Annotated in this window: 24 protein-coding genes; 18 read left to right on the top strand and 6 right to left on the bottom strand. The window is 40.4% G+C overall.

From position 1 onward, the window contains the following. The first annotated feature begins 157 nt into the window (after positions 1-157). Both OIZ54_RS02420 and OIZ54_RS02415 read left to right on the top strand, forming a co-directional pair. A complete protein-coding gene (locus OIZ54_RS02420; RefSeq protein WP_264389592.1) occupies positions 158-1,651 on the top strand; it encodes a BCCT family transporter in 1,494 nt (497 codons plus the stop codon). A gap of 158 nt (positions 1,652-1,809) precedes the next feature. Next, positions 1,810-2,184, top strand: coding sequence for a hypothetical protein (locus OIZ54_RS02415; RefSeq protein WP_264389591.1), 375 nt, complete (start codon positions 1,810-1,812; stop codon positions 2,182-2,184). Here OIZ54_RS02415 and fghA read toward each other — a convergent pair. Both fghA and OIZ54_RS02405 read right to left on the bottom strand, forming a co-directional pair. After that, on the bottom strand, positions 2,138-2,980 hold the full coding sequence (fghA, locus tag OIZ54_RS02410) for an S-formylglutathione hydrolase (RefSeq protein ID WP_264389590.1): 843 nt from the start codon (positions 2,978-2,980) through the stop codon (positions 2,138-2,140). The two genes, OIZ54_RS02415 and fghA, sit on opposite strands and share 47 nt — an antisense overlap. A 68-nt stretch (positions 2,981-3,048) precedes the next feature. Next, positions 3,049-4,170: an S-(hydroxymethyl)glutathione dehydrogenase/class III alcohol dehydrogenase gene (locus tag OIZ54_RS02405; RefSeq protein WP_004587830.1), complete on the bottom strand. Its 1,122-nt coding sequence runs from the start codon at positions 4,168-4,170 to the stop codon at positions 3,049-3,051. Between the two features lie 131 nt (positions 4,171-4,301). Between OIZ54_RS02405 and OIZ54_RS02400 the strand changes: the two genes are divergently transcribed. The 5 genes from OIZ54_RS02400 (at position 4,302) to OIZ54_RS02380 (ending at position 9,017) form a co-directional block, all read left to right on the top strand. Next, on the top strand, positions 4,302-5,171 hold the full coding sequence (locus tag OIZ54_RS02400) for a LysR family transcriptional regulator (protein WP_029774426.1): 870 nt from the start codon (positions 4,302-4,304) through the stop codon (positions 5,169-5,171). Positions 5,172-5,296: 125 nt separating this feature from the next. Then, entirely contained in the window at positions 5,297-6,514 is a 1,218-nt protein-coding gene (locus OIZ54_RS02395; RefSeq protein ID WP_264389589.1) for a lipoprotein-releasing ABC transporter permease subunit, read from the top strand. Continuing rightward, positions 6,507-7,205, top strand: coding sequence for a lipoprotein-releasing ABC transporter ATP-binding protein LolD (lolD, locus tag OIZ54_RS02390; protein WP_248451462.1), 699 nt, complete (start codon positions 6,507-6,509; stop codon positions 7,203-7,205). Before OIZ54_RS02395 ends, lolD begins: the two co-directional genes overlap by 8 nt. Continuing rightward, a complete protein-coding gene (locus OIZ54_RS02385; RefSeq protein WP_024034069.1) occupies positions 7,195-8,439 on the top strand; it encodes a lipoprotein-releasing ABC transporter permease subunit in 1,245 nt (414 codons plus the stop codon). The genes lolD and OIZ54_RS02385 overlap by 11 nt, the downstream gene beginning before the upstream one ends. Positions 8,440-8,552: 113 nt before the next feature. Continuing rightward, positions 8,553-9,017, top strand: a complete 465-nt coding sequence (locus tag OIZ54_RS02380) for a DUF1456 family protein (protein WP_054982440.1) — start codon at positions 8,553-8,555, stop codon at positions 9,015-9,017. Between the two features lie 62 nt (positions 9,018-9,079). Here the strand turns inward: OIZ54_RS02380 and OIZ54_RS02375 are convergent, their stop codons facing one another. Both OIZ54_RS02375 and OIZ54_RS02370 read right to left on the bottom strand, forming a co-directional pair. After that, entirely contained in the window at positions 9,080-10,813 is a 1,734-nt protein-coding gene (locus OIZ54_RS02375) for an AMP-binding protein (RefSeq protein WP_264389588.1), read from the bottom strand. 305 nt (positions 10,814-11,118) lie between these two features. Next, the gene (locus tag OIZ54_RS02370; protein ID WP_004587837.1) at positions 11,119-11,565 is read right to left on the bottom strand and encodes a DUF3010 family protein; all 447 of its coding nucleotides are present in this window, start codon (positions 11,563-11,565) and stop codon (positions 11,119-11,121) included. A gap of 383 nt (positions 11,566-11,948) precedes the next feature. Between OIZ54_RS02370 and thrS the strand changes: the two genes are divergently transcribed. The 10 genes from thrS to OIZ54_RS02320 all read left to right on the top strand — a co-directional run bounded on the left by thrS (position 11,949) and on the right by OIZ54_RS02320 (position 22,512). Next, positions 11,949-13,859, top strand: coding sequence for a threonine--tRNA ligase (gene thrS, locus OIZ54_RS02365; RefSeq protein WP_004587838.1), 1,911 nt, complete (start codon positions 11,949-11,951; stop codon positions 13,857-13,859). A 59-nt stretch (positions 13,860-13,918) separates the two neighbouring features. Beyond that, the gene (gene infC / locus OIZ54_RS02360; protein WP_024034072.1) at positions 13,919-14,479 is read left to right on the top strand and encodes a translation initiation factor IF-3; all 561 of its coding nucleotides are present in this window, start codon (positions 13,919-13,921) and stop codon (positions 14,477-14,479) included. A gap of 211 nt (positions 14,480-14,690) precedes the next feature. Further along, positions 14,691-14,891, top strand: a complete 201-nt coding sequence (gene rpmI / locus OIZ54_RS02355; protein WP_004587840.1) for a 50S ribosomal protein L35 — start codon at positions 14,691-14,693, stop codon at positions 14,889-14,891. A gap of 15 nt (positions 14,892-14,906) precedes the next feature. Beyond that, a complete protein-coding gene (rplT, locus tag OIZ54_RS02350; RefSeq protein ID WP_004587841.1) occupies positions 14,907-15,269 on the top strand; it encodes a 50S ribosomal protein L20 in 363 nt (120 codons plus the stop codon). 423 nt (positions 15,270-15,692) lie between these two features. Beyond that, positions 15,693-17,510: a M14 family metallopeptidase gene (locus OIZ54_RS02345; protein WP_264389587.1), complete on the top strand. Its 1,818-nt coding sequence runs from the start codon at positions 15,693-15,695 to the stop codon at positions 17,508-17,510. Between the two features lies 1 nt (position 17,511). Next, a complete protein-coding gene (locus tag OIZ54_RS02340) occupies positions 17,512-18,153 on the top strand; it encodes an MBL fold metallo-hydrolase (RefSeq protein ID WP_096739666.1) in 642 nt (213 codons plus the stop codon). Positions 18,154-18,243: 90 nt separating this feature from the next. Further along, complete coding sequence (locus OIZ54_RS02335) at positions 18,244-18,702, top strand: Lrp/AsnC family transcriptional regulator (protein ID WP_002960703.1); 459 nt, start codon at positions 18,244-18,246, stop codon at positions 18,700-18,702. A 129-nt stretch (positions 18,703-18,831) separates the two neighbouring features. Further along, entirely contained in the window at positions 18,832-20,388 is a 1,557-nt protein-coding gene (locus OIZ54_RS02330; RefSeq protein WP_004587844.1) for a SulP family inorganic anion transporter, read from the top strand. 229 nt (positions 20,389-20,617) lie between these two features. Further along, the gene (locus OIZ54_RS02325) at positions 20,618-21,691 is read left to right on the top strand and encodes a sensor histidine kinase (RefSeq protein ID WP_024034075.1); all 1,074 of its coding nucleotides are present in this window, start codon (positions 20,618-20,620) and stop codon (positions 21,689-21,691) included. Beyond that, on the top strand, positions 21,688-22,512 hold the full coding sequence (locus OIZ54_RS02320; protein ID WP_264389586.1) for a LytR/AlgR family response regulator transcription factor: 825 nt from the start codon (positions 21,688-21,690) through the stop codon (positions 22,510-22,512). Before OIZ54_RS02325 ends, OIZ54_RS02320 begins: the two co-directional genes overlap by 4 nt. A 62-nt stretch (positions 22,513-22,574) precedes the next feature. Here OIZ54_RS02320 and pyk read toward each other — a convergent pair whose 3' ends face one another. Further along, on the bottom strand, positions 22,575-24,011 hold the full coding sequence (gene pyk, locus OIZ54_RS02315) for a pyruvate kinase (RefSeq protein WP_004587847.1): 1,437 nt from the start codon (positions 24,009-24,011) through the stop codon (positions 22,575-22,577). 384 nt (positions 24,012-24,395) lie between these two features. Here pyk and gndA point away from each other — a divergent pair, with 384 nt between their 5' ends. After that, positions 24,396-25,769, top strand: a complete 1,374-nt coding sequence (gene gndA / locus OIZ54_RS02310) for an NADP-dependent phosphogluconate dehydrogenase (RefSeq protein WP_024034078.1) — start codon at positions 24,396-24,398, stop codon at positions 25,767-25,769. Between the two features lie 66 nt (positions 25,770-25,835). Here gndA and ansA read toward each other — a convergent pair whose 3' ends face one another. Then, positions 25,836-26,846 (bottom strand): asparaginase, encoded by a 1,011-nt coding sequence (ansA, locus tag OIZ54_RS02305; protein WP_024034079.1) that lies wholly within the window; start codon positions 26,844-26,846, stop codon positions 25,836-25,838. Positions 26,847-26,887 lie beyond the last annotated feature (41 nt).

Below are 26,887 nucleotides of genomic sequence, written 5' to 3'. Positions count from 1 at the left end.
AATGTGTTAAATTTAAATATGAGAGGCGTTAATTGATTAATTGGTAACATTTACATAGTTAATTTACGCTTTTACAGATAAACGCTGCCTATTCGTTTAATTAATTATGCAAAGTGCGTATTATTTTATTATTAAACATAAATAAACAGTATTTCACTTGCCTTTACATACAACCAAGCTTGAAAAAACAGCGTTATTACTTTGCCTTACTCTTTGTGCTATTGCATTTTTGGCGCCTCAATTACTTACTAATTATTTGCAACCACTTATAAATAACGCCTTAAGTTTTTTAGGGGCGCCGTTTTTTTTGTTAGTAAATTTTTTATTACTTGCAGTTATCGTTATTGCCATGAGCCCGCTTGGGAGACGAAAAATAGGCGGTGACAATGCCCGTATTGAATTTGGCTTATTTGGCTGGCTTTCTATGCTTTTTGCCGCAGGGATGGGGTCGGGTTTAATTTTTTGGGGAGTTGCAGAGCCTGCGTTGAATGTAGTCAACTCTCCTTTAAAACATACACTTTACCCTGACAAAGTAAGTAGTGCTTTAGCGCTGACGTTGGTTAACTGGGGGGCGCATGCGTGGGCTCTTTATGCAGTATTTGGGCTTGTGTTAGGTGGCTTAACAAAAAACAGTCATTGCAGTGGTGATATTAGCGCACCATTAATCAGTGCGTTAAAAGGGCCTATTAATATAAAATACCAAAGTAGGCTTACCTTTATTGTAAAATTAGTGGCCGTACTCGCCATTTTTTTTGGTGTGGTTGGGACAATTGCAAACTCTACGTTATTGCTACGCAAGGGAATTGAAATAAACTTAGGGATAGAGTCCGCGCTTGTATCTGGTTTTATCATAATCAGCTTAATTGTATTGCTGTATACAATATCGGCCAAGCTTGGGCTTAAAAAAGGTATTCAAACATTGAGTAAGTTTAATGTTTGGTTAGCTTTTTTACTTTTATTGTGGCTACTTTTGTTAATGCCCATACAGCCTATAATGGCTATTGCCATTGAGGGCACAAGGGATTACCTACGGCTTATTTTTACAGGGGCATGGCAATTACAAAGCCAACTTAATAACCCTGAGTGGGCAAATGGCTGGACCTACAATTATTATTTTTGGTGGTTAGCGTGGGGACCTTTTGTTGGCGTGTTTTTAGCTAAAATTAGCCAAGGCCGGCCAGTGTGGCAATATATATTGGGCGTAGTTTTGCTACCTACGCTTGTGACTATTGTGTGGTTTAGTGTGTTTTCGGGCTCGGCTATCGCATGGGATAAAACCTACCATGCCGGTATTTTAGATGCCATTAAAGCCGACTATACCCAAGGGCTATTTATATTTTTTCAGCAGTTAGGCTGGCAAGGCGCCGTACTTATTTGGTCAAGCTTGTTATTGTTGCTTATTTTTGTGGTTACCTCAGCCGATTCGGCCATATTAGTAATACGTGATTTAACAAATAGCAAAAAGGCAAAAGCATGGAGTATTTATGGTTGGTCACTCGCGCTTGGGCTTTGTGCCTTTATTTTACTGGTACAAAATAATGAGCCACTAAACAGAACCATTGCTATTATTGGCGCTTTACCGTTTTTAGTTATTTTTATTTTGCAGCTGGTGGGCTTTATAAAAGAGTGTATAAGTGAATTTAAGTATTAGGGCTTAAACCCATTTTATTAATAAAATGATGATGCACTGTATTAAATTGTACGCTTAGGCCGTTCAAAATTAAGTACATAGAACAGGTATACATATTTTTACAATACTATTTTTAAAGATGTTTATAATTTAGGTAATATTTTTGATCAGGATGAGTCATGAGAGCGCTAACTTTATGTTTATGTGTTATTTACCTAAGTGGCTGCACAGTCGCTGGTGTTATAATTGATGGGCAGGCACAGTCAAATGCACGCGCCAATAAATATAGTAATAGCCCAGCTCGCTCTGAGCCTTATAAAAATCCACTCGAACCTCTACCGAAAGACAAAAATGGGTTTAGTTTTACCGATATAGGGTTAAAAATAGATTCATTGCTGATCAATTTAGTAAAAGATGAGGGCAATACGGTACAAGTGTGTAGGCAAGTGAGTAAAGTATTAAAAGAGTGTGTAGAAGTAGATAAATCTGATCTACACACTAATGAGATTACGGAGTTAAAAACTGACTATGAAATGATAAGTGTTGGTCAATAAAGCTGCTTATAAAAAAGTAACTATGATCGTAGCCAGCTTGCATTTCAATGCTAAGCGGGTAACCTTTATTTTTAGCAACAGCCGCTAAATTTTGTGGCTTAAGTTGCTCCTCTAAAAACCCATCGGCATCGCCCTGTGTAACAAGCATAGGGAGAAAATCAGCCTGCTGCGCTTTTTTCATCAATTCGCACGAATCGTATTGAGCCCAGAGCTCTTTGTCAGTGCCTAAGTAACCCGTAAATGCTTTCACGCCCCATGGGCAGTCAATTGGGTTAACAATAGGGCTAAAGGCCGAAGCGCTAACAAACGCTTTAGGGTTTTTAAGTGCCACCATTAAAGCGCCGTGCCCCCCCATAGAGTGACCACTAATTGCTTTAGTACTGGTTACTGGGAAGTGTTGTTCAATAAGCATAGGCAGTTCATCAACTACATAGTCATACATATTAAAATGTGTATTGAACGGTGCTTGTGTTGCGTTTACGTAAAAGCCTGCGCCTTGGCCAAAGTCGTAGTTATCGTCATCAGGGACATTATCACCACGAGGGCTTGTATCAGGCGCTACAATTGCAATACCCAGCTCAGCCGCTTTTTTAAATGCGCCGGCTTTTTGCATAAAGTTTTCGTCTGTACAGGTTAAACCCGATAGCCAATATAGTACTGGCACTTTATTTGTTTCGCTTGCGCCTGGGGGTAAAAATACCGCAAAACGCATTGTGCAATGGGTACTTGTTGCAGTGTGGGTATATTGTTTGTGCCAACCACCTGCTACTTTTGTACTTGAGATATTTTCTAACATAAAAATCCTTAAAAGCCGCAAACAATTAAGTATTACGGCTTTTTAATACATAGGTTACCAATAACGTATTAGTAGTGAATTACTGTACGAATACTTTTACCTTCGTGCATTAAATCAAACGCATCGTTAATTTCTTCAAGGCTCATGGTATGCGTAATAAAGTCGTTAAGAGCAAATTCGCCTGCCATGTAACGCTCAACAATTTCAGGTAATTGCGAACGGCCTTTAACGCCACCAAATGCGCTACCACGCCATACACGCCCTGTTACTAGTTGGAAAGGACGGGTTGAAATTTCTTGGCCAGCACCGGCTACACCAATAATTACCGACTCACCCCAACCTTTATGACAACACTCAAGTGCTGAGCGCATTACATCAACGTTACCAATACACTCAAACGAGTAATCAACACCGCCATCGGTCATATCAACAATCACTTCTTGAATTGGCTTGTCGAAATCTTTAGGGTTTACTAAATCTGTTGCGCCAAGTTTTGTTGCAAGGTCAAATTTGCTGGTATTAATATCTACACCAATAATGCGACCCGCACCTGCCATTTTTGCACCAATAATGGCCGATAAACCAATGCCACCTAAGCCAAAAATAGCCACGGTATCGCCAGGTTTTACGTTTGCAGTGTTTGTTACCGCGCCCATACCTGTGGTTACGCCACAGCCTAATAAACAAATTTCTTCAAGCGATGCTTCTTTGTTTACTTTTGCGAGTGAAATTTCTGGAAGTACTGTGTACTCAGAAAAAGTAGACGTACCCATGTAGTGATAAATTGGTTGGCCGTCTTTAAAAAAGCGTGTAGTGCCATCTGGCATTAGGCCTTTACCTTGTGTTTCGCGCACTGCTGAACACAGGTTAGTTTTGCCTGAAGTACACATTTTACATACGCCACATTCAGCAGTGTAAAGTGGAATAACGTGATCGCCTACTTCAACACTGGTTACGCCTTCGCCCACTGCATACACAACGCCTGCACCTTCGTGGCCTAAAATTGCTGGGAAAATACCTTCAGGATCTTCACCTGATAAAGTAAATGCATCAGTGTGACAAACACCAGTAGCGGTAATTTTTACCATTACTTCGCCTTTTTTAGGCATCATCACATCAACTTCTTCTACGCTTAACGGTTGGTTTGGACCCCACGCAATAGCTGCTTTTGATTTTATAAATTCAGACATGTGTTTATCCTTTGTAGTGGTTTTAAATAACAATTGTAGACCCAATTTGTTTGGGTGATGACTCTATTGTATTTGTTTCTCAAATAATGATAATCTCTGATTTATTAAAACACTTTTACAGTATAGTAATAATGGCGCGTTGGGATGGCATAGACGAATTTATAGCAGTGGGTGAAGAGGGTAGTTTTACAGCAGCGGCTAATGTACTGGGGTTGTCGGTTGCCCATATAAGTCGCCATGTTACGGCGCTGGAGCAGCGTTTAAATACCCAGTTACTCACCCGTACAACCCGCAAAGTGGTATTAACCAAAGAAGGCGAAGCCTTTTTACATCAAACTAAGCAACTACAACACGCTATGGACGATGCCACGCAAAGTTTAGCAACGCAGCAAACAACGCCTAAAGGTAAAATTAAATTAACAGCACCAGTTATGTATGGTGAAACTTTTATTATGCCCATTGTGCACAATTTCATGCACGCTCATCCTGAGGTCGAAGTTATTGCTACGCTTTCTAACGAGCAAGAAAATTTACTCGAAGGCGGGTTTGATTTAGCCATTCGGTTAGGGCATTTAAAAGATTCAAGCCACAGAGCACGGCGTTTAAGTGCTAGGCGCTTTATAATGTGTGCCTCCCCAGATTATTTATCCCGAGTAGGTGAGCCTCATACCCTAGGCGAGCTAAACCAACATCAATGTTTAATTGGTAACAGCAGTTACTGGCGAGTAAACGAAAATGGCCGCGATAAACACATTAAAATTGCGGGTCGCTTGCGCTGTAATAGTGGTTGGGCATTGGTTGATGGTGCAAAAAAAGGCTTAGGAATAGTGCAACTGCCTAATTATTACATTGAAAATGAGCTACGAACGGGCGAGCTTGTGCCAGTATTAACTTCTTATCAGCCAGATCAAGAAGGCGTGTGGGGAATTTACCCACCGCGTCAGTTTGTTGCCACTAATGTAAGAGTGTTACTCGATTATTTAGTGGCTGGGCTTGAATAAAGCGCGCTTAAAATATAGCCAAGTATAAGATTTATAAATTATTTCTTACATTTATGGTCATATTCAATTCATCTTAGTTCGTGCTACTATAGCCGCACACTTTTAGCATAAATGTTTTAAATAATATGTTTCAACCGGTTAGCTTATTTATAGGGCTCAGATATAGCCGCTCCTCCAAAGGAAATGCGTTTATATCGTTTATCTCGTTTTTTTCTATTGCCGGAATAGCCATAGGGCTAATGGCCTTGTTCACTGTAAGCAGTGTAATGAATGGCTTTGAAAACAGTTTAAAAACAAATATGTTAGGGCTCATTCCTCACGTAGAAGTACAAGCCAATAAACACACCAGCGCACAAATGACAGCGTTAAAAGCCGATTTAGAGCGCTCAGATTATATAGATCACGTAAGCCTTTACCGCCACGGCGAAGCCATCTTGCAAACCAATAAAGATTTACACGGCGTATTACTGCAAGGCTTGTATGGCGATAATGGCTCGCTATATAAAATTACCGATAAAGTTGTGCAGGGCAATTGGCAAAACGTTTTAAATAATAGCTACAACATAGCTATTAGCCGTTACTTAAGCCGAAAACTTGGCGTAGGTATGGGAGAAAAACTGCGCGTAATTATGCCTAACGCCTCTACTTACACGCCACTTGGGCGCGTACCTAGTCAGCGTTTATTTAAAATAGCCGCAATATACGAAACCGGCTCAGAGATAGATATGAGCCTTGCATTTACCAGCGGTGCATCTTTACAGCGGGTATTAAAGCTTAACAAAAATACCGCGCCTAACTTAAGTGTGTCGTTACATGAACCCTTTGAATTAGCGCAATTTACAAAGGACAGCCAGCACATTTTACGCGACTACCAAGTAAGTGACTGGCGCAGTAGCCAAGGTACTTTATTTGCCGCGGTTGCCATGGAAAAACGTATTATGTCTATGTTGTTAGGGCTGATTGTATTAGTGGCTGTATTTAATATTGTTTCGGCACTGACTATGATGGTGAGTGAAAAACAAGGCGAAGTGGCAATATTACAAACCTTAGGTTTAACGCCTTCACAAGTACAAAAAGTGTTTATGGTGCAAGGCTTGTATAACGGGGTGATTGGCACCGCGATAGGGGCACTTTTAGGTGTATTGTTTAGCTTATATATTAATGAACTACTCGCTGCTGTAGGGCTAAACCTACTAGCAGGTGTAGAGCTTCCGGTAAAATTTGATGTGTTAAGCCTCGTTATTATTGCGCTTAGCAGTATTGCAATGAGCTTTTTAGCCACTTTATATCCTGCGCGCAAAGCCGCAAAAGTAAAACCAGCAGAGGTATTGCGTTATGAATGATTTAGTTATTAGCTGTCAAAACTTAAGTAAAGTTTATCAAGATGGCCAAAACCAAGTAGAAGTATTAAAAGGGGTGGACTTATCACTTAACCAAGGTGATATGCTGGCTATAGTAGGCAGCTCAGGCTCAGGGAAAAGTACCTTATTACATATTTTAGGAACCCTTGATACGGCTACATCGGGTAGCGCTAAAATAAAAAATCAAGACGTTGCTAAATTATCGCGAACAGAGCAGGCGGCGTTTAGAAATAAAAACTTGGGCTTTATTTATCAGTTTCACCATCTATTAATGGAATTTAGTGCGGTTGAAAACGTGGCTATGCCGCTGTTAATTAAAGGGCTCAACGCAAAAGAGGCGAAAGAGCAAGCCTTGCAAATGCTAGATAAAGTAGGCCTTGCGCATCGCTGTGAGCATAAACCTTCGGCACTGTCTGGTGGAGAGCGCCAGCGTGTTGCTATTGCTCGTGCTTTAGTGACTAAACCCGCATTAGTGTTAGCCGACGAACCTACCGGTAACCTTGATAAGCAAAACGCGATTAAAATTTACGATTTAATAAATGAGCTAAATAAAAGCTTAAATACTAGTTTTGTGGTGGTTACTCACGACTTAGAGCTTGCAGACAAACTAGGCAAAATTGCGTATTTAGATGATGGGAAACTTGCCATTAAAGAGTCGCACCATGTTGCTTAGTTTATTTTTAAGTGAACGCTTTAGAGCGTATTCTGGCCATAAAGACGAAAAAAACGCATTTGTAAGCTTTATTGCCAAAGCCTCTACCGTTGGTATTTTATTAGGGGTGGCGGTGTTAATTGTTGCGCTTTCGGTTATTAATGGCTTTGAGCAGCAATTAGTGCATCGTTTATTAAGTGTGGTACCGCAAGTTGAATACGTAGCGCCTAGCCGACCGATTGCTGATTGGCCTAACAAAGTAGAAAAACTTAAAGCAGAGCCTCATGTTACAGGTGCTGCGCCGTTTATAGCAGTAAATGGTATGGCGCAATTTAAAAGCCAGCTAAAAGCGGTAGAAATACGCGGCGTTGAACCTAGCTATGAAGGGAATGTATCGGCCATAAATCAATTTACCAAAGGCACACTCGTTAGTCAGCTGCGCACGGATGACGTTATTTTAGGCAAGCAAATTGTAAAGCAATTAGGCGCTAATATAGGCGATAACATTACTTTACTCATTCCTAAAATTAGCGAGCAAGGTAAGTCTTTATTAGCCCCTAAGCGCGTAACGTTAACACTTGCGGGCATTATAGAAATGGGTGGGCCAATTGACAGTAGCGCTGCATTTATTCACTTAAATAAAGCACAGTCAGTTTTAGGTTACGACGCCAGCCAAGTGACAGGTTTACGTTTGAGCGTAGATGATGTGTTTGCTGCACATCAAATTGCACTGCGAGTAGGGCAAACTATTAGTGATTATGTGTATGTCTCTAGCTGGTTTAGAACGCAAGGTAGCCTGTATCAAGATATTCAAATGGTACGCACAATTGTGTACATTGTGGTGTTTTTAATTATAGCGGTAGCTAGTTTTAACATTGTATCGTCGCTTGTAATGGAAGTGCGCGAAAAACAAGGCAACATAGCTATTTTAAAAACCATGGGCGCTAAAGACAGTACTATTTTAGCTACCTTTGTCATGCAAGGTTTAACGCAAGCCTTTGTTGGCGTGTTACTTGGCACACTAGTTGGGGTTATATTAGCGCTTAACATTAGTGAGCTGTTTACATGGGTTAGCCAGTTATTTGCAGCTAATCCGCTTGAAGGTGTTTATTTTATTGAGTTTTTACCCAGTAAATTAGTACTCAGTGATATTGGAATAACAGTTATTGTTACCTTTGTTTTAGCTGTACTTGCTACTATTTACCCAGCGTGGCAAGCAACTCGAGTCGACCCTGCCAAGGTGCTGGGTAATTAACAACTCTTTATAGTGTAAATATCAATAGGGCAGCGTGCCTTAAGCTGCTAAACTGCGCGCTCATTTAACGTGGGCGCTGTAATTTAGCCTCGCTCTCTACTCAGGAAATTACTTTGACAAATAACGATATTTTACGCCGTGTTCGCTATACCTTTAATTTAACCGATACTGCCATGGTCGGTATTTTTGCCGCCGCAGAGGCTACAGTTACCACTGAGCAAGTCGTTGCATGGTTAACAAAAGAGGGTGAGCAAGGGTTTGTTAAAATGTCAGACACTGAGTTTGCTACGTTTTTAAATGGCTTTATTAATACAAAGCGTGGCAAGCGCGAAGGCCCACAGCCTGTGCCAGAGGCTAAGTTAAATAATAATATTATTTTTATGAAGCTACGTATTGCTTTAAACATGAAAGCAGAAGATGTAATAGCAACACTTGCACAGGTTGACTTTGAATTAAGTAAACATGAGCTCAGTGCGTTTTCTCGCAAAGTAGAAAATAAACATTACCGTGTGTGTAACGACCAGGTTTTGCGCTTGTTTTTAACAGGTGTTCAGCAGCAGTATCGCCCTGCAGAGTAAGTAAATTATTTAACGCTAAAAGCTCAGCAATTGCTGAGCTTTTTTGTAATTAATGTTTGCGGTTAAGAAAAGGCCTTATCAGTAAGTGATTGCTGCATTTGCTCTCGCATTTTAAACTTTTGCAGTTTGCCTGTTACTGTCATTGGGTAACTCTCTACAAAGCGAATATAACGGGGCATTTTAAAATAGGCGAGTTTGTCTTTTAAAAATGCACGTATTGCTTGCTCATCAAGTACTGCATCTTCTTTTGGCTGGATCCACGCACACACTTCTTCGCCGTACTTCTCATCACTAATACCAAATATAGCGGCATCTTGAATACCTGGGTAAGTGTAAAGAACCTCTTCAATTTCGCGTGGGTATATGTTTTCGCCACCTCGAATGATCATGTCTTTAATGCGGCCAACAATACTCACAAACCCTTCGCTGTCCATTACCCCTAAATCACCAGAGTGTAACCAGCCTTCGTCATCTATAGTGGCTTTTGTTTTTTCTTCGTCATTCCAATAGCAGCGCATTATACCGGCGCCCTTACTGCAGACCTCACCAGGTACACCTATTTTTTGAATGTTACCCAGTTCGTCAATAATTTTAACTTCAGTGTGAGCAAGGGCTCGGCCAACGGTTGTTACTTGGCGCTCTATTGATGAGTCGGTTTCGGTTATATTGTTGATTGGGCTGCACTCAGTTTGCCCATACGCAATTAATACTTGATGCATGTTCATTTGTGTTTGGACTTTACGCATGACTTGCTCAGGGCACGTTGAGCCCGCCATTACACCAGTGCGTAAAGTGCTGAGGTTATAATTGGTAAAATTAGGCAGCTCTAGTTGGCTAATAAACATAGTCGGCACACCATGCAGCGCGGTACAGCCCTCTTGCTGCACAACATCAAGTGTGGTTTTTGCATCAAACGCATCGCTTGGGTATATAGCTGCGGCGCCTTTACTTACACATAACAGGCTGCCAAGCACCATCGCAAAACAATGATACAGAGGCACAGGTATGCACAGCTTATCTTGCGCTGTAAAATGCATAGCCTCTGCAACAAATAGCGCATTATTTAGTATGTTTTTATGGGTGAGTGTAGCGCCTTTAGGGTTGCCCGTGGTACCAGAGGTAAACTGTATATTTATGTCTTGATCCGCGTTTAAATTTGCTGCAATCGCATTTAATTCAAGCTTGTGGGCTGGGGTAGAAAAATTCATCACATCAGCAAACGTAAACATACCAGGGCTTTTTTCATTGCCAATGCGTATTACATTTTTAAGGCTAGGTAGGGCATGTGCATTTAGCTCACCGGGTTTACATTGGTTAAGTTCAGGCGCTAAGCTGTTAAGCATATCTATATAATTACTGCCTTTAAAATGTGACGCAGTAATTAGCGTGCTGCATTCTACCGAGTTCAAAGCATAGGCTAACTCGTTTGGTCTGTAGGCAGGGTTAATGCAGACCATAATGGCACCTATTTTGGCGCTCGCAAATTGGGTTAAACACCACTCAATGTTATTAGGTGACCATATTCCTACTCTATCTCCTGGTTTAACCCCTATTGCTAGTAGCCCCATAGCGAGTTGATTAACTTCATTTTGAAATGCTTTATACGTTAAGCGTACATTTTGATGGCTAACAACGACAGCGAGCGAATCAGGGTGTTTGTCGACAATAAAATCAAAGTACTCGCCAATTGTTTTATCCGTTAGCGGCGTGCTTTGCGCACCTTTAAAATAGCTTTTTGTGAGCGGTAATGTGTTTATTTGTTCTACTTCTTTTACCGAGCGCGATGGTGTGTGCATGTGCTTCTCCGTATTAATGTATGTCAGTTACTTATATCAATCCGTGCTGATAAGTCAGTATTCATTTGCTTAGCCACGAATAGCTGTGTAGCAAAATAAAAAATAGTTAAGCGAATTGATATAGGCTGTAGTTAAAATAAACACAAATTGTCGACAAAGAAAGGGTGGTTAGACTAATGTACTAAGCATAAAGAAAAGTTAAATTAAACGTTTTACAGAGGGGCTATAAAGACTAACTTTTATAAAGGCATAAAAAAACGCCACTAAATGGCGTTTTTTATAGTTTATTTTAATCGCTGTGTGACTTATAGCTCGTCACTGCGGTAGGTTTTTTTCATAATGTATACATAGGCATTAACAAAAGCGTTTTCTTGGTACTTTTTAAGGCCTGTGTCTTCAAACGCAATAGGTATAGGGTTGCGTTTAAGCTGCTCTTTAATCTCGGTCGTTGAGAACACGCGAACGTCTAACTCTTCAATTAATTGAATCGCTGTTTCCATTTTAAAGCCCTTTGCACTGCCTGCAAATTTACCTTTAGGTTGGCGCTCACGAATGGCAACAGAATCAATTTGGTAATCTTGCATTAGTTTTGCAAAATCAAATTGAAATTTACGCATTATTTCAGTGTCGTTACCGTTACCTAAGGTAAAGCGTGTTTGGCGCACATCGCGAATATCAAATACGTCGTTATCTTTACTTAAAATACAAAGTAGTACATCACTACCGGTAATTTCTACACCACATGTTCTCATTGCTGTTCTCTAATATAACTTAATTGCTTGGTATTATACCCAACATCTAATAAATTGCGAGAGCAAGGCGGCGCAGGTGCATTTTAATAATCAATAAACTCAAGTTGTCACATGCTTAATTTAAATTAGCGAGCGAAAAACAAAAAAATGACAATTTTAGGTAAAATTTCAAGTAATGAGCGCGCTTTAAACTTGTAATTGATACTCTATCACGCGACAATATCTTTTTTGTAGTTGAGCAGACTCAGCATCTACATTAGTCATGTATGGCGAAAAATAGTCAATGCTTATTCGTAAAAGCGTTGTCGAGTCATTCTCATTTAATTTATTTAAAAATACACGTGATACATTGTAGGTGTCACCACTGTATGTAAGGATTTATAATGCCAGTTATTACTCTTCCTGACGGCAGTCAGCGTAGTTTTGAAAACCCTGTAAGTACTCTTGATGTAGCTAACGATATTGGCCCTGGTCTTGCTAAAGCAACCATTGCTGGTCGCGTTAATGGCGAGCGTGTTGATGCGTGCGATATGATCAACGAAGATTCGCGCCTTGAGATCATCACCGCAAAAGATGACGACGGCCTAGAGATTATTCGTCACTCGTGTGCTCACTTAATCGGTCACGCAGTTAAGCAGCTTTTCCCAGACGCTAAAATGGCTATTGGTCCAACTATTGATAACGGTTTTTACTACGATATTGATATGGAACACTCTTTGTCTCAAGAAGACTTAGACGCCATTGAAAAGCGTATGTTGCAACTTGCAAAAACAAACTACGACGTAGTGAAAAAAAATGTAAGCTGGCAAGAAGCACGCGATACGTTTGAAGCGCGTGGCGAAACATACAAAATGGAAATTTTGGACGAAAACATCGCAAAAGATGATCGCCCAGGATTATACCACCACGAAGAATACGTAGACATGTGTCGTGGCCCGCACGTACCAAACATGAAATTCTGCCAAAACTTCAAAATAATGAAAGTAGCTGGTGCTTACTGGCGTGGCGACTCTGAAAACAAAATGCTACAGCGTATTTACGGCACAGCGTGGGGCGATAAAAAGCAACTTAAAGCGTACCTTAAACGCTTAGAAGAGGCTGAAAAACGCGATCACCGTCGTATTGGTAAAGCGCTTGATTTATGGCACTGGCAAGAAGAAGCGCCAGGTATGGTATTTTGGCACAACGATGGTTGGAGCATTTACCGCGAGCTTGAAGAATTTGTTCGTGAAAAACTGCGTGAGTACAGCTACGAAGAAGTTAAAGGTCCAATGATGATGGACCGCTCTTTGTGGGAAAAATCAGGTCACTGGGAAAAATACTCAGACGCCATGTTTACCACAGAGTCTGAAAAACGCGAATACGCTATAAAACCAATGAACTGCCCAGGTCACGTGCAAATTTTTAACCAAGGTTTAAAATCGTACCGTGATTTACCACTGCGTATGGCTGAGTTTGGTTGTTGTCACCGTAACGAACCATCAGGCGCTTTACACGGCTTAATGCGTGTACGTGGCTTTACACAAGATGATGCTCACGTGTTCTGTACAGAAGAGCAAGTAATGGACGAAGTTTCAGCGTGTATTAAGATGGTTTATGATACATATGAGACATTCGGTTTTGACAAAATTGTAGTTAAGCTTTCTACGCGTCCTGAAAAACGCATCGGCGATGATGAAATTTGGGACAAAGCAGAGGTTGCATTAGCCGATGCACTTAAAGCAAACGACATTGAATTTGATTACCTACCAGGTGAAGGTGCCTTTTACGGACCTAAAATTGAATTTACTTTGTACGATTGTTTAGACAGAGCGTGGCAATGTGGTACAGTGCAACTCGACTTTGCATTACCGGGTCGTTTAGGCGCTACTTATGTAGCAGAAAATAACGAACGACGCACTCCAGTTATGATACACCGTGCTATTTTAGGCTCAATTGAGCGCTTTATCGGTATTTTAACTGAAGAATACGCTGGTTTATTCCCAACGTGGCTTGCTCCAAAGCAAGTGGTAATTATGAACATTACCGATAAACAAGCAGATTACGTGCACGAAATTGTACAAAAATTAAATAAACTTGGAATTAGAGCCGCTGCTGACTTGAGAAATGAGAAGATTGGCTTTAAAATCCGAGAACATACACTTAAGCGTATTCCTTACTTACTCGTTGTTGGCGATAAAGAAGTTGAACAACAGGAAGTAGCAGTACGTACCCGCACAGGTGAAGACCTAGGCAAATTTAATGTTGATGATTTTGTAGCTAAAATTAGCGAAGAAATTAAAAATCGACAGTAAAAATCGAGCGTGTAGGGCAATCACAAACAGCCAACTACGCGCTTATATTATTGATATTCTTGGAGGAACGTACCATTAGAGGCGGCAAGAAAGGGCAACAAACAGCTCAAAAAAATCGTATTAACGAAGAAATTACAGCTCAAGAAGTTCGTTTAATCGACATCGAAGGCGAACAAGCTGGAATTCAGTCATTAAAAGACGCACAAGCTATGGCTGATGCAGCGGGTGTTGATCTTGTAGAGATTAGCCCAAACGCTGAGCCGCCTGTTTGTAAGGTTATGGACTACGGTAAGTTCATCTTTGAAAAAAGCAAAGAACTAAAAGAGCAGAAGAAGAAGCAAAAGCAAATCCAGATTAAAGAAATCAAATTCCGTCCTGGCACGGATGAAGGTGACTATCAGGTTAAGCTGCGCAACTTACGTAAGTTCTTAGAAGCTGGCGATAAAGCTAAGATTACTATCCGCTTCCGTGGCCGCGAAATGGCTCACCAAGAAATTGGTATTGAATTATTAAACCGTGTTAAGGCTGATTTAGAAGAACTTGCAGTAGTTGAGTCTTTCCCAAATCGTGTTGAAGGCCGCCAAATGGTTATGATGATGGCGCCTGTTGCTAAAAAATAATTTTTAAGCGATAATACGCACCGAATTTAGCGCAGGTACCCAAGTAATATGCAAATATTCACCTGTGCTAACCGGTTTTAAAGTAAGATTGCGGCATTTTTGCTGGGTTTTCACCGGAATATGGCAGTAAGTTAGGCCTAAAAGTGGAGCTATAGAAATATATCTCACGCCTGCTTACTAATTTTTAAGCAATACATTTGGAGTTATTGCAATGGCTTATAAGCTAAAAAGTCACAGAGGCGCTGCTAAGCGTTTCAAGAAAACTGCTTCTGGCGGTTTCAAGCGTAAACAAGCGCATCTTCGTCACATTCTGACTAAGAAAACTTCTAAGCGTAAGTTACACCTACGTCCTAAGATGATGGTTCATAAAAATGACCATGGTCTAGTTTCACGTATGTTACCATTCGCTTAATAGGGGTTTTTAGAAATGGCAAGAGTTAAACGCGGCGTTGTCGCACGTGCACGTCACAAAAAAGTTTTAAAGCAAGCTAAAGGTTACTACGGAGCACGTTCACGTGTTTACCGCGTAGCTTTCCAGGCAGTTACTAAAGCGGGTCAATACGCTTACCGTGACCGTCGTGCTAAGAAACGTACTTTCCGTCAATTATGGATTGCACGTATCAATGCAGCTTCACGTCAAAATGGTCTGTCTTACAGCCGTTTTATCAATGGTCTTAAAAAGACTTCTGTAGAAATCGATCGTAAGATCCTTGCAGATATCGCTGTTTACGACCAAGTTGCATTTGCAGCGCTTGTTGAAAAAGCAAAAGAAGGCCTAGCGGCAGCTTAAGCTTTTTTAAATAAGTAATAAAGAGGAGCCCTAGGCTCCTTTTTTTTGTGCCTGTAATTTAAGACTCACCGAATAATATCCCCCCGCAATAATACTTTATTATTTTGTGGGGCTAAATGTGTCGTTATCTGCGTTAAAAAACTCTCGTTTAGAACAACTAAATAGCGAATTATCCCTAGCTATTAACACATTAATCCATTCTCAAAATAGATCGCTTAATTAAGCGGATTGGTATAAACAACGAATTTTTTAGCAAGCTATTGACACTTTTCCCCAACCTTAAAATTAACTACTTTAATAAACACTTTATTAAGTGCAAGGATATAAACGGGCTTTCTTTTTTGTTGAATCACCGCACTTTTATAATATCGCTATGTTTACTTGGTATAATTTATTTTATTAAAGCGTTTGTTAGAGAAAACTATGTTTGCAAGCCTGTTATTTTTATCTGCAATTGTGGCAGATAACAGTCATTTACCGCCTCTTATTCCTTGGCAAGGTGATAGCGTTTCGTTATTACAGCAGCAAGGCCCGTTAACCACTGATTTTGAGTTATCTCAGGGTAAAGCCTCGCCAAACTATGCCGATACTATGGCGTTTGTAGATAGGCTTGTAGCGGCAAATCCCACGCAGTTTCAGTCTCAAATAATAGGCTACAGTAATAGTAATCGCGCTATTAAAATGTTGGTTGCCAGTGAGCAAGGTTTTTTTGAAGCTGGGCAAATGGCCAACAGCACTAAGCCAACCGTTTTTATCCAAGCCGGTATTCATGCAGGTGAGATAGATGGTAAAGACGCCATGTTTATGTTGCTGCGGGATATTGCAACCGGTAAGCGCCGTGATATTTTAAAAAAGGTAAACATACTTTTTATTCCTATTTTAAACGTAGATGGGCATGAACGCAGCAGCGCATTTAATCGCATAAATCAGCGCGGCCCTGAAAAAATGGGCTTTAGAACCAATGCAAATAATCTAAACCTTAATCGCGATTTCACTAAGTTAGATACACCAGAGGTGAGAAGTGTTTTAAAGGTTATTAATGATTACAACCCAAACTTATACATTGATGTGCATGTTACCGATGGCGCCGATTATCAGTACGATGTGACCTATGGTTATAACCCTGTATTTGCAAGCGAATCGCCTGCTATATCTGATGCATTAGATCAGTATATAAAGCCGGTTATTGACGAAACATTACAAAAGCAAGGGCATATACCTGGGCCATTGGTATTTGTTATGGATAAACGCGACTTTAAAAAAGGCCTTGCAGGTTGGGTGGCTACACCGCGTTTTTCAAACGGGTGGGGGGATTTAAAATCATTACCAACAATTTTAGTCGAAAACCATTCTTTAAAACCTTATCAACAACGCGTATTAGGCACCTATGTATTTTTAGATGGGGCAATAAACGCGCTTTCTCAGTACAGTCATGAGCTTTCGAACGCCGTTAAAAAAGAGCAAGAATTTGTACCTGAGAAACTAATTGTTAAACGAGGTTATGCTAAACAAGCAGACACAATCAGTGAGTTTAAAGGGGTCGAATACACATCAAGTGTAAGTGCGCTTTCGGGGCAAACTGAGGTTAAATATTTAGGTAAAGCCTATACCTACACTGACTTACCGATTTATTGGCAAAAAGAGGTTGAGCGAGTTGTTGATGTGCCTGAAGCGTTTTTTGTTCCGCCTGTGTATAGCGATATAATAGAAAAGCTTAAGTTACATGGGGTGTCAGTAAACAAACTTAAAGGCGCGAATACGCAACCTTTAAAGCTTGCCAAAGTACTTGATTACTCGTTTGATAAAGCCCCATTTGAAGGGCGCTTTAGAGTCTCTGCAAGTTTTGATTATGTACCAGCAATAAATGTAGATTTAGACGGATGGTATCAAGTAAATACGCAGCAAAAAGCAGGGGAGTTAGCGGTTCATTTATTACACCCTGAGGCTCCTGATTCATTTTTTGCGTGGGGTGAGTTTAATACAATTTTTCAACGAACAGAGTACATGGAAAACTACGCGTTAATCCCTTACGCAAGGAAAATGCTTAAAGACAACCCAAAACTTGCTCTCGAGTTTGATAAAAAACTTCGAGATAAAGCATTTGCGCAAGATGCCAATGCACGTTTGCACTGGTTATATTCACACACGCCATTTTATGACGAAGCGTATTTGAAATACCCAATTTTAATGTCGTATGAGCAAGTAGCCGTTATTCCCGATCAAAAAGATAAAGAAATTTAATATGCACGTTATTACGATACCCGTGACTGCTTTTTCTCAAAATTGCAGAATTATTAGCTGTACAGAAACAAAGCAAGCTGTGGTGATAGACCCAGGTGGTGACGCACAAAAAATTATAGCCACGCTTAGTGAGCACAAATTAGTACTGAGCGCTATTTGGCTTACACACGGGCATTTAGACCACGTAGGTGCGGCAGATGAATTACGCTCACACTACAATGTGCAAATTATTGGCCCGCAAAAAGATGAGTCATTTTGGTTTGATAACCTGCCTATGCAAGCACAAATGTTTGGTTTTTCAGCTATTGATGCTTTTTACCCTGATATTTGGCTTAATCATAATGATGTATTAACGCTTGGCAAACTTAGCTTTAGTGTTAAGCATTGCCCCGGGCACACACCGGGTCATATTGTGTTTTATGAGCCTGATCAGCAATGCGTTATTGTTGGCGATGTTATTTTTAAAGGTGCTGTAGGGCGTACAGATTTCCCTAAAGGCAATACTGAGCAGCTCATTGAGTCTATTAAAAGCCATATTTTAACACTTGATGACAACACGCGTATTTTAGCTGGCCATGGTGAAGATACCACTGTAGGCCATGAAAAACGCACTAATCCATTTGTAAGTGGCCAATTTGGTTAATTAAAATCCATGAAAATGCAAAATTATTGCAGACGGAATTTTAAATTGGCTGTATAATTTAACCAGTTTATTAGATAAATAAGAAATAAAATGTCTCTAAATCACGTAGATCGCCAAATTTTGGCACTTTTACAACAGGACGCAAGTCTTTCAACTGCTGAAATTGCAGACAAAGTAGGCTTATCTCAATCACCTTGTTGGCGACGCATTGCAAAGCTTGAACAAGATGGCTATATCAAAAGTAAAGTTGCGCTTTTAGATGAGAAAAAGCTTGGTTTTGACATGCTTGTATACGCACATGTGCGCTTATCAAATCATGGCAAGAAAAACTTAGCTGAATTTGAAAAGCTAATCATGAGCTATGACGAAGTGACAGAATGTTACACAATGGCCGGCACCATGGACTTTATGCTGCGTATAATCTCACAAGGTATAGAAGGCTATGAGCACTTTGTACGTGACAATTTACTCAGCTTAGAATACGTTCAAGAGGTACACTCTAACGTAACCATGACATGTGTAAAACGCAGTACATCTCTTCCTCTATAAAATAAACGACACAAAGTTAAGCTATACTAAGAAAGCTAATAACGGTGTGTGCGAATTGTTAAATGAGCGCTAATTTGGTAACATTTAGCGCTTTTTCGATCCTAACCTAATAACCCCCTGAGGAACTCAATGTTTAACTTACTCAGCAAAGCGCCTAGCTCTGCTAAAAACGATATTTTATCTGGCTTAACTGTAGCACTTGCTTTAGTTCCAGAAGCTGTTGCGTTTGCTTTTGTTGCAAATGTCGAACCTTTAGTTGGTCTCTACGCCGCGTTTATCGTTGGTTTAATTACGGCTATTTTTGGTGGCCGCCCTGGTATGATTTCGGGCGCAACCGGTGCATTAGCTGTTGTAATGGTAAGTTTGGTACTTGATCACGGTGTTGAGTATTTATTTGCCACGGTGTTGCTGATGGGAATACTGCAAATACTCGCGGGAATATTTAAGCTCGGTAAGTTTATTCGCATGGTCCCTCATCCTGTTATGCTCGGCTTTGTAAATGGATTAGCGATAGTAATATTTTTAGCGCAACTTGGGCAGTTTAAAGTGCCAGATGGCGCAGGCGGCCAGCAATGGATGACGGGCAACCCGCTTTACATCATGTTAGGTTTAGTTGCATTAACCATGGCTATCATTCACTTTTTACCTAAGCTCACCACTGCAGTGCCTTCTTCTTTAGTGGCTATTGTAACGGTAACCGCGTTAGTAATAGGCCTTGATTTAGACTCGCGCACTGTACTTGATTTCCTAAAAGGGATGACAGGTAATGAAGCGGCTACCATTGCTGGCGGCTTACCTGAATTTCACATTCCTATGGTTCCATTTACCCTAGAAACTTTTTATATAATTTTTCCGTATGCATTAATTTTAGCGGCTATTGGTTTAATTGAGTCGTTATTAACGCTTAGCTTGATTGATGAAATTACCGAAACCCGTGGTCACTCAAATAAAGAGTGTATTGGCCAAGGTGCTGCTAATGTAACCTGTGGCTTTTTTGGCGCAATGGGTGGCTGTGCCATGATTGGGCAATCAATGATCAATATTAATTCGGGTGGGCGCTCGCGCTTGTCGGGTATAAGTGCTGCACTAATGCTGCTTGCATTTATTATATTTGCTTCAAGTTTAATTGAAATGATCCCACTGGCTGCGCTTGTAGGTGTTATGTTTATGGTTGTACTTGGTACGTTTGAATGGGCAAGCTTTAAAATGATGAAGCGTGTACCACTGTCTGATGCCTTTGTAATTGTATTGGTATCTGGCGTAACCGTAGTAACCGATTTAGCGATTGCCGTGTGTGTGGGTGTTATTGTTTCTGCCTTGGTATTTGCTTGGAATCATGCAAAACATATCTACACAACTAATTACATTGATGAGCAAGGTGCTAAAGTTTACGAGCTTCACGGTCCGTTATTTTTTGGCTCAGTTAAAAACTTTTCTGAGTTATTCGATGTTAAAAACGACCCTAAAGATGTAATTATTGAATTTGAACACAGCCGTGTTGCGGATCACAGTGCCATAGAAGCCATCGACAGCTTAGCTGATAAGTACACTAAAGCAGGTAAACAGCTTCACTTACGTCATTTAAGTAAAGACTGTAAGCAGCTGTTACACAAAGCGCGTGACTTAGTTGAGGTAAACGTAATTGAAGACCCAACTTATAAAGTGGCCTCAGATAAACTTGCCTAGTTTATAAGGTGGCTTTGCCCATACGAGCTAATTGAATCGGCATTTTAAAAGCGAAAGGTTAAAGTCTTTCGCTTTTTTATTGGCTTAACTTTGCGGTAAGGCTCTTAAAAATTAAGACAGTTGGTACTGCTAACACTTTGTAATAATCGATATAATAACCAAACCAGTGGTTAAATTAGCTAACGTAATTTTAACTTATTGGCTAACTTATACGGAGTTGTATTTTATTTTGAATTGGCAATCTTTAGTTGATAACAGGCAACGCTTTTTTTGGCTATTGCAAATTGCAGGCTGGATTGGTTATGCGCTTGTAAATTATATCGGCTCTAAAGTATTTGAAATGCGTGATATTTACGTGTTCGTTATATTATTAAATGCCTATGCGGGCTGTTTAATGACAGTCCCACTTCGTTATATTTATAGAAAAACCTGGAATGCTTCGCCGTGGATATTAATGGTGGTTGTATTTGGTGCCTCGTACATTACAGGTACATTGTGGGCAATTGTACAAAAATTTAATTTATGGGAAATATACCGCCATGGTTATCGCCCAGAAGATTGGTTTTACTATTTACAGCATGGCTTAGACTCTGTTTACATAATTTTATGTTGGAGTGGCTTATACTTTGGCATAAAGTATTACCAGCTATTACAAAGTGAGCGACAAAAAGCGCTTAAAGCAACTACAATGGCCCATGAAGCGCAATTAAAAATGCTCAGATATCAACTTAACCCGCATTTTTTATTTAATACGCTCAATGCTATTTCTACATTAGTTTTGGTAAAAGAAAACAAAGATGCTAACTTAATGGTGGCAAGGTTAAGCGACTTTTTGCGTTATACACTAAATACCGATCCCATTAAAAAAGTGCCTTTAGAGCAAGAGCTACACGCATTAATGCTGTATTTAGAAATAGAGCGGGTCAGATTTGATGAGCGCTTAAAAGTAAATGTAGATGTAAGCGAGCAAGCAAAAGAGGCACTTGTGCCGAGCTTAATTTTGCAACCGATAATTGAGAACGCAATTAAATACGCCATTGCGCATATGTCACAAGGCGGTGTGATAGACATAAAAGCACAGGTTTTTGCCAACGAGCTACTACTTGAAGTAGGTGATAATGGCCCCGGTACCGAGCTAATAGACGGACAACTTGTAAATGCACAAGGGGTAGGGGTGGCAAATACCAAAGACAGATTAAAAACGCTCTATGAAAATAATTATTCGTTTGTATTATCACATAATACGCCAAGTGGATTGAAAGTTAATCTGCGAGTACCGTTTGAGAAGGCTGTGAAGAAATGACTAAAATTAAAACCATCATTGTTGATGATGAACCATTAGCAAGAAAGGGCTTAGCAGTAAGACTTGAAGAATATACTGATATAGAAGTAGTTAAACTGTGTTGTTCAGGCTCTGATGCAATAGAAGCATGTAAAGAGCACCCAATAGACTTAGTTTTTTTAGATATACAAATGCCAGGAATGAATGGCTTTGAAGTTGCCCGTGCCTTAAGCGAAAGCACTAAAGCGTTACCCGCGATTGTGTTTGTTACTGCATTTGATCAATTTGCAGTAAAGGCATTTGAAATACATGCTTTGGATTACATTTTAAAACCCGTTGACGATAACAGACTAAAACAGGCGGTAGAAAAAGTGCATAGTTACTTAAAAACACAGCAAGACAACGCCCATAAGAAAAAACTAGCGAGTTTTGTTGCCGGTATTACAGGTAATAACTGTGAAGAAATACTTAAAAAATTAGCCACAGGCGATACCCTAACCGACAAACGTTACCCAGAATCACTGGCGGTAAAAGAGCAGGGTGAAATTATTCGTGTCCCGGTTGCGACAATTCAGTGGGTTGATGCCGCCGGCGATTATATGTGTTTACATTGCCAAGATGGGCAAACACATATTTTGCGCAAAACAATGAAAGAGCTTGAGCAAGAGCTCGACCCACATTTGTTTGTGCGCGTTCACCGCAGTGCAATTGTAAATACAAAACAAATAAGCAAGCTGGTTACACAAGTAAGCGGTGAGTATTTATTAGTGCTTGAAAACGGACAAGAGCTTAAAGTAAGCCGAAGCTACCGCGATAAAGTAAAAGCAGCGCTAGCCAGCTAGTTTGGTATTTTACAGGCATAAAAAATGCGAGCTTAGCTCGCATTTTTTATATAAGGCAGAAATTACGCAACAGTTACAATTTTCATTGTGTTCGTTGCGCCCACAGTTTCCATTGAGTCACCGTGAGTAATAATTACTGTATCGCCAGAGTGTAATGAACCTTGTGCTACAAGGGTATCAAGTGCGGCTTTAACCATTCCGTCTTTTTCAGTTTTTGTAGAATCAAAAAACACAGGGTAAACACCACGATAAAGCGCTGTTTGGCCTAGCGTGCTTGCATGGCGTGAAAGCGAGTAAATAGGTAAACCAGAGCTGATACGCGACATAAGTTTAGCGGTGCTACCTGACTCAGTTAAGGTAACAATGGCTTTAACCGAATCTAAGTGGTTAGCAGCGTACATAGCTGAAAGCGCGATAGATTCTGCATTGTTAGAAAAACGGCTGTCTAAACGGTGCTTAGATACATGGGTTTCTTTTTGCGATTCTGCACCTAAACAAACACGTGCCATTGTAGCGACCGTTTCTTCAGGGTAATCACCGGCAGCGGTTTCTGCTGAAAGCATAACTGCATCAGTACCATCAAGTACCGCGTTTGCCACATCCATAACTTCTGCGCGTGTTGGCATAGGGTTATCGATCATCGATTCCATCATTTGTGTTGCGGTTACAACAGTACGGTTTAATGAACGAGCGCGACGAATAATGAGTTTTTGTTTACCCATAAGCGCAGCATCACCAATTTCAACACCTAAATCACCACGCGCAACCATTACAGCGTCTGATGCTAAAACAATGTCATCTACGGCTTCTTGTGTTTCTACGGCTTCGGCACGTTCAATTTTTGCAAGTAGTTGTGCTTTAGAGCCTGCAGCTTCTGCTAAAGAGCGTACATAACGCATATCATCGCCACTGCGTGGGAATGATACTGCAATGTAATCAACATCTATTTCAGCGGCAGTGATTAAATCTTCTTTGTCTTTTTCTGTAAACGCAGGGGCTGTTAAACCACCGCCTAAACGGTTAATGCCTTTATTATTTGATAATACACCACCTACCGTAACCGAGCAGTGCACTAAGTGACCTTCTACTTGCTCAACGGTTAGTTGAATAAGGCCATCGTTTAATAGTAATAAATCGCCAGGGCTTACATCTTGTGGTAATTCTTTGTAATCAATACCTACCGCGTTTACGTCGCCTTCACCTTTTTCCATTTTTGCATCTAGGGTGAATTTAGCGCCTACTTCAAGGTTTACTTTACCTTCTTTAAACGTTGAAACACGAATTTTAGGACCTTGAAGGTCTGCAAGGATAGCAACATGTTTACCTAATTTTGTGGCTATCTCGCGTACAGCTTGTGCACGGTCTTTATGATCTTGTGCAACACCATGTGAGAAGTTTAAACGTACTACATTAGCGCCAGCGCGAATAATTTTTTCTAGATTGTTATCTCGATCTGTTGCAGGCCCAAGTGTAGCGACTATTTTTGTGCGTCTTAGCATCAAATTCTCCTGTGTGCTTAGATGTGTAAGCAGGTTGACGGTTATTTTGTGACTTCAAAATACTTATAACTTATGTATAAACATTTTTAGTTATAGGCAAACTAGTTAGTATTGCCACTATTTTATACAAAACGAATATGTCATCATTATGACACCGGTGTCAAAATCCGTCAATGATCTTAAATTCAAAATACGCAGAGTATTTGTAACCGCACAGCCCTTATATTTGATACAATTGCAGTGCTTTTTAATAGCGTAATAAAAAAGCATGCTGTATTAGCTCAACGTTCGCATTTTATGACGGTATGAGTATAATGCACGCGGTATTATTTAATGAATTACTTAGTTTACTAACCAAATAGTTGTTACCGAGGAGGACACTAAATGCAAGTTGCATTAGTCGGGTTAGGCGTTATGGGCAAAAATATTGCCTTAAACATGATTGAAAAAGGCATAACGTTAGTCGCATATGATAAAAACCCACATGCGGGTGAAGAGTTATTAAGTTGTGCTAAATCGCAAGGCATGGCCGATAGACTTCATATTGTTTCTGATTTAGGAGACATGGTAAGGCGTTTAGAAGCACCTCGCTCTATTTTATTATTAGTGCCTGCAGGCGAACTGGTTGATGCTGTGTGTAATGAGCTTGTTGAAGCTGGCGTACAGTGTAACGATATGATTGTAGATTGTGGTAACAGTAACTACAAAGACGGCATTAATCGTAAACTTAAGTATCAAAACAAATTTGAATTTGCCACCATGGGTATTTCTGGCGGTGCCGAAGGCGCTCGTCATGGTCCTGCAATGATGGCGAGTGGCTCAGAAGGCGGTTGGGAGCGAATCGAACCGTGGTTTGAAAAAGTAGCCGCTAGCTACAATGGCGAGTCGTGTTTTGCACGCGTTGGTCAATCGGCCAGTGGCCATTTTGTAAAAATGGTTCACAACGGCATTGAATACGCAATTATGCAGCTCATTGCTGAAGTGTATCAACTACTTCGTATTGGCACAGGCCGCTCACCAAAAGAAGTGGCTGAAATTTTTGATGACTGGTCTACCGGTCATTTAAATAGCTACTTACTTGCTATTTCTAGCCATATTTTATCTCTTGAAAACACCAAGCAAGAACCGCTTGTTGATTTAATTGATAATAAAGTAGGCGCAAAAGGCACAGGCCTGTGGACTGCGCAAAATGCACTTGAACTGGGTATTGCTGTTCCTTCACTGGTTGCCGCGGTGCAAGCTCGCCACTTAACCAATGTATGTGACACCACCGCTGCACAAGAAATGACGTATGCCGCTAAAGCTACAAACAAGGTTGATATTGACCTTGAAGAGCTAAAAGATGCATTTACATTGGCGAGCTTATTAGCGTATCGCCAAGGTTTAGCGTTAATTAAAGGGGCTTCTCGTACCCATCAGTGGAAAGTAGACTTGTCTAAAACGCTGCAAACATGGCGTGCCGGTTGTATTATTCGTGCTGACTACCTAGATAGCGTAGCGCAAGGCGTTGAATACATTGATACGCTTGAAAATGAATCTAATGCGCTTCGCAAAGTAACTGGGCAAGCTGTAATGACTGGCTTAGCGTTCCCTGTACTTGCATCAACACAAACGTATTTAGCCACATTGACCACACCAAGTAATGGGCATTTAGTACAAGCTCAGCGTGATTACTTTGGTGAGCATGGTATTAAAACTCACTCAGGTGAAGTGTGCCACTTAACTGACTTAGTGGGTATAGACGCGAAAGTAAGATAATTAACGCGTTTATAAAATAATAAAGGCACGCTATTTAGTGTGCCTTTTGCGTTTTGGTCACTAAAATTAGCGGCTTAATTCACCGCGTAAATTGTCTTGCATTAAATGGCGAATCGTTTCAATTTCTAGGTTTTGGCTAAACAAATAATGCAGCTTTGTTAAACACGCCTCTAGTGTCATATCGTAGCCACTTATTACACCAATATTTAATAACGCGTTACCCGTAGCGTAACCGCCCATATTTACATGGCCTTTTAAACACTGCGTTAAATTAACAATAACCATGCCGCGTTTACTTGCCTCACTTAGCACGTCTAAAAAGTCGGGGTCTTGTGGGGCATTACCTACGCCAAAGCTAAGCAATACTAGTGCTTTTATATTGTCATTCACCAAACTTTTAACCACGTCTTTACTAATGCCTGGGTATAAATAAAGTACACCAATTGGCTGAGGTGTAATGGTGGTTACCTGTAGTTCGTTTTCTACATAAGGGCTTAGCTGACCTTTAATTAGCTGAATATTAATTCCAGATAACGCTAAAGGCTCTAGGTTAGGAGATGCAAAAGCATTAAAACCATCGGCATGTGCTTTCGTGGCTCGGTTACCTCTAAATAATTGGTTATTAAAAAATAAGCTCACTTCAGCAATAGGGTAATTAGCCGCTAAAAACATGGCGTTTAATAAGTTAACTTGGCCGTCAGAGCGTAATTGCGATAAAGGAATTTGTGAGCCAGTAACAATAACGGGTTTAGTTAAGTTTTCGAACATGAACGACAGGGCAGAGGCTGTGTAAGCCATTGTATCGGTGCCATGAAGTACCACAAAACCATCGTAATCGTGGTATTTGCTTTTAATGTCATCAGCTATTAGTTGCCAATGCGCTGGCGACATATCTGATGAATCGATTAATGGGCAGTACTCGTGAATATCAAAAAGGGGCATTTCTTCACGGTTAAATTCTGCGTTATTGACCACTGTTTCTGTTAAAAAACCTTCAGCCGGAATGTAGCCACGGCTCGATTTTTTCATACCTATGGTACCGCCAGTGTATGCGATATAAATGCGTTTACGTTTCATAAAAAAAGCCCAGTAAAAAAACTGGGCTTAGTATAACGTTA

Origin of the sequence: Pseudoalteromonas sp. A3 (assembly GCF_025942345.1) — a bacterium.
GTDB classification, from domain to species: Bacteria; Pseudomonadota; Gammaproteobacteria; order Enterobacterales; family Alteromonadaceae; genus Pseudoalteromonas; species Pseudoalteromonas atlantica.
The sequence above is the reverse complement of the archived record's forward strand: the minus strand, read 5'-3'. Positions and strand labels throughout refer to the sequence as shown.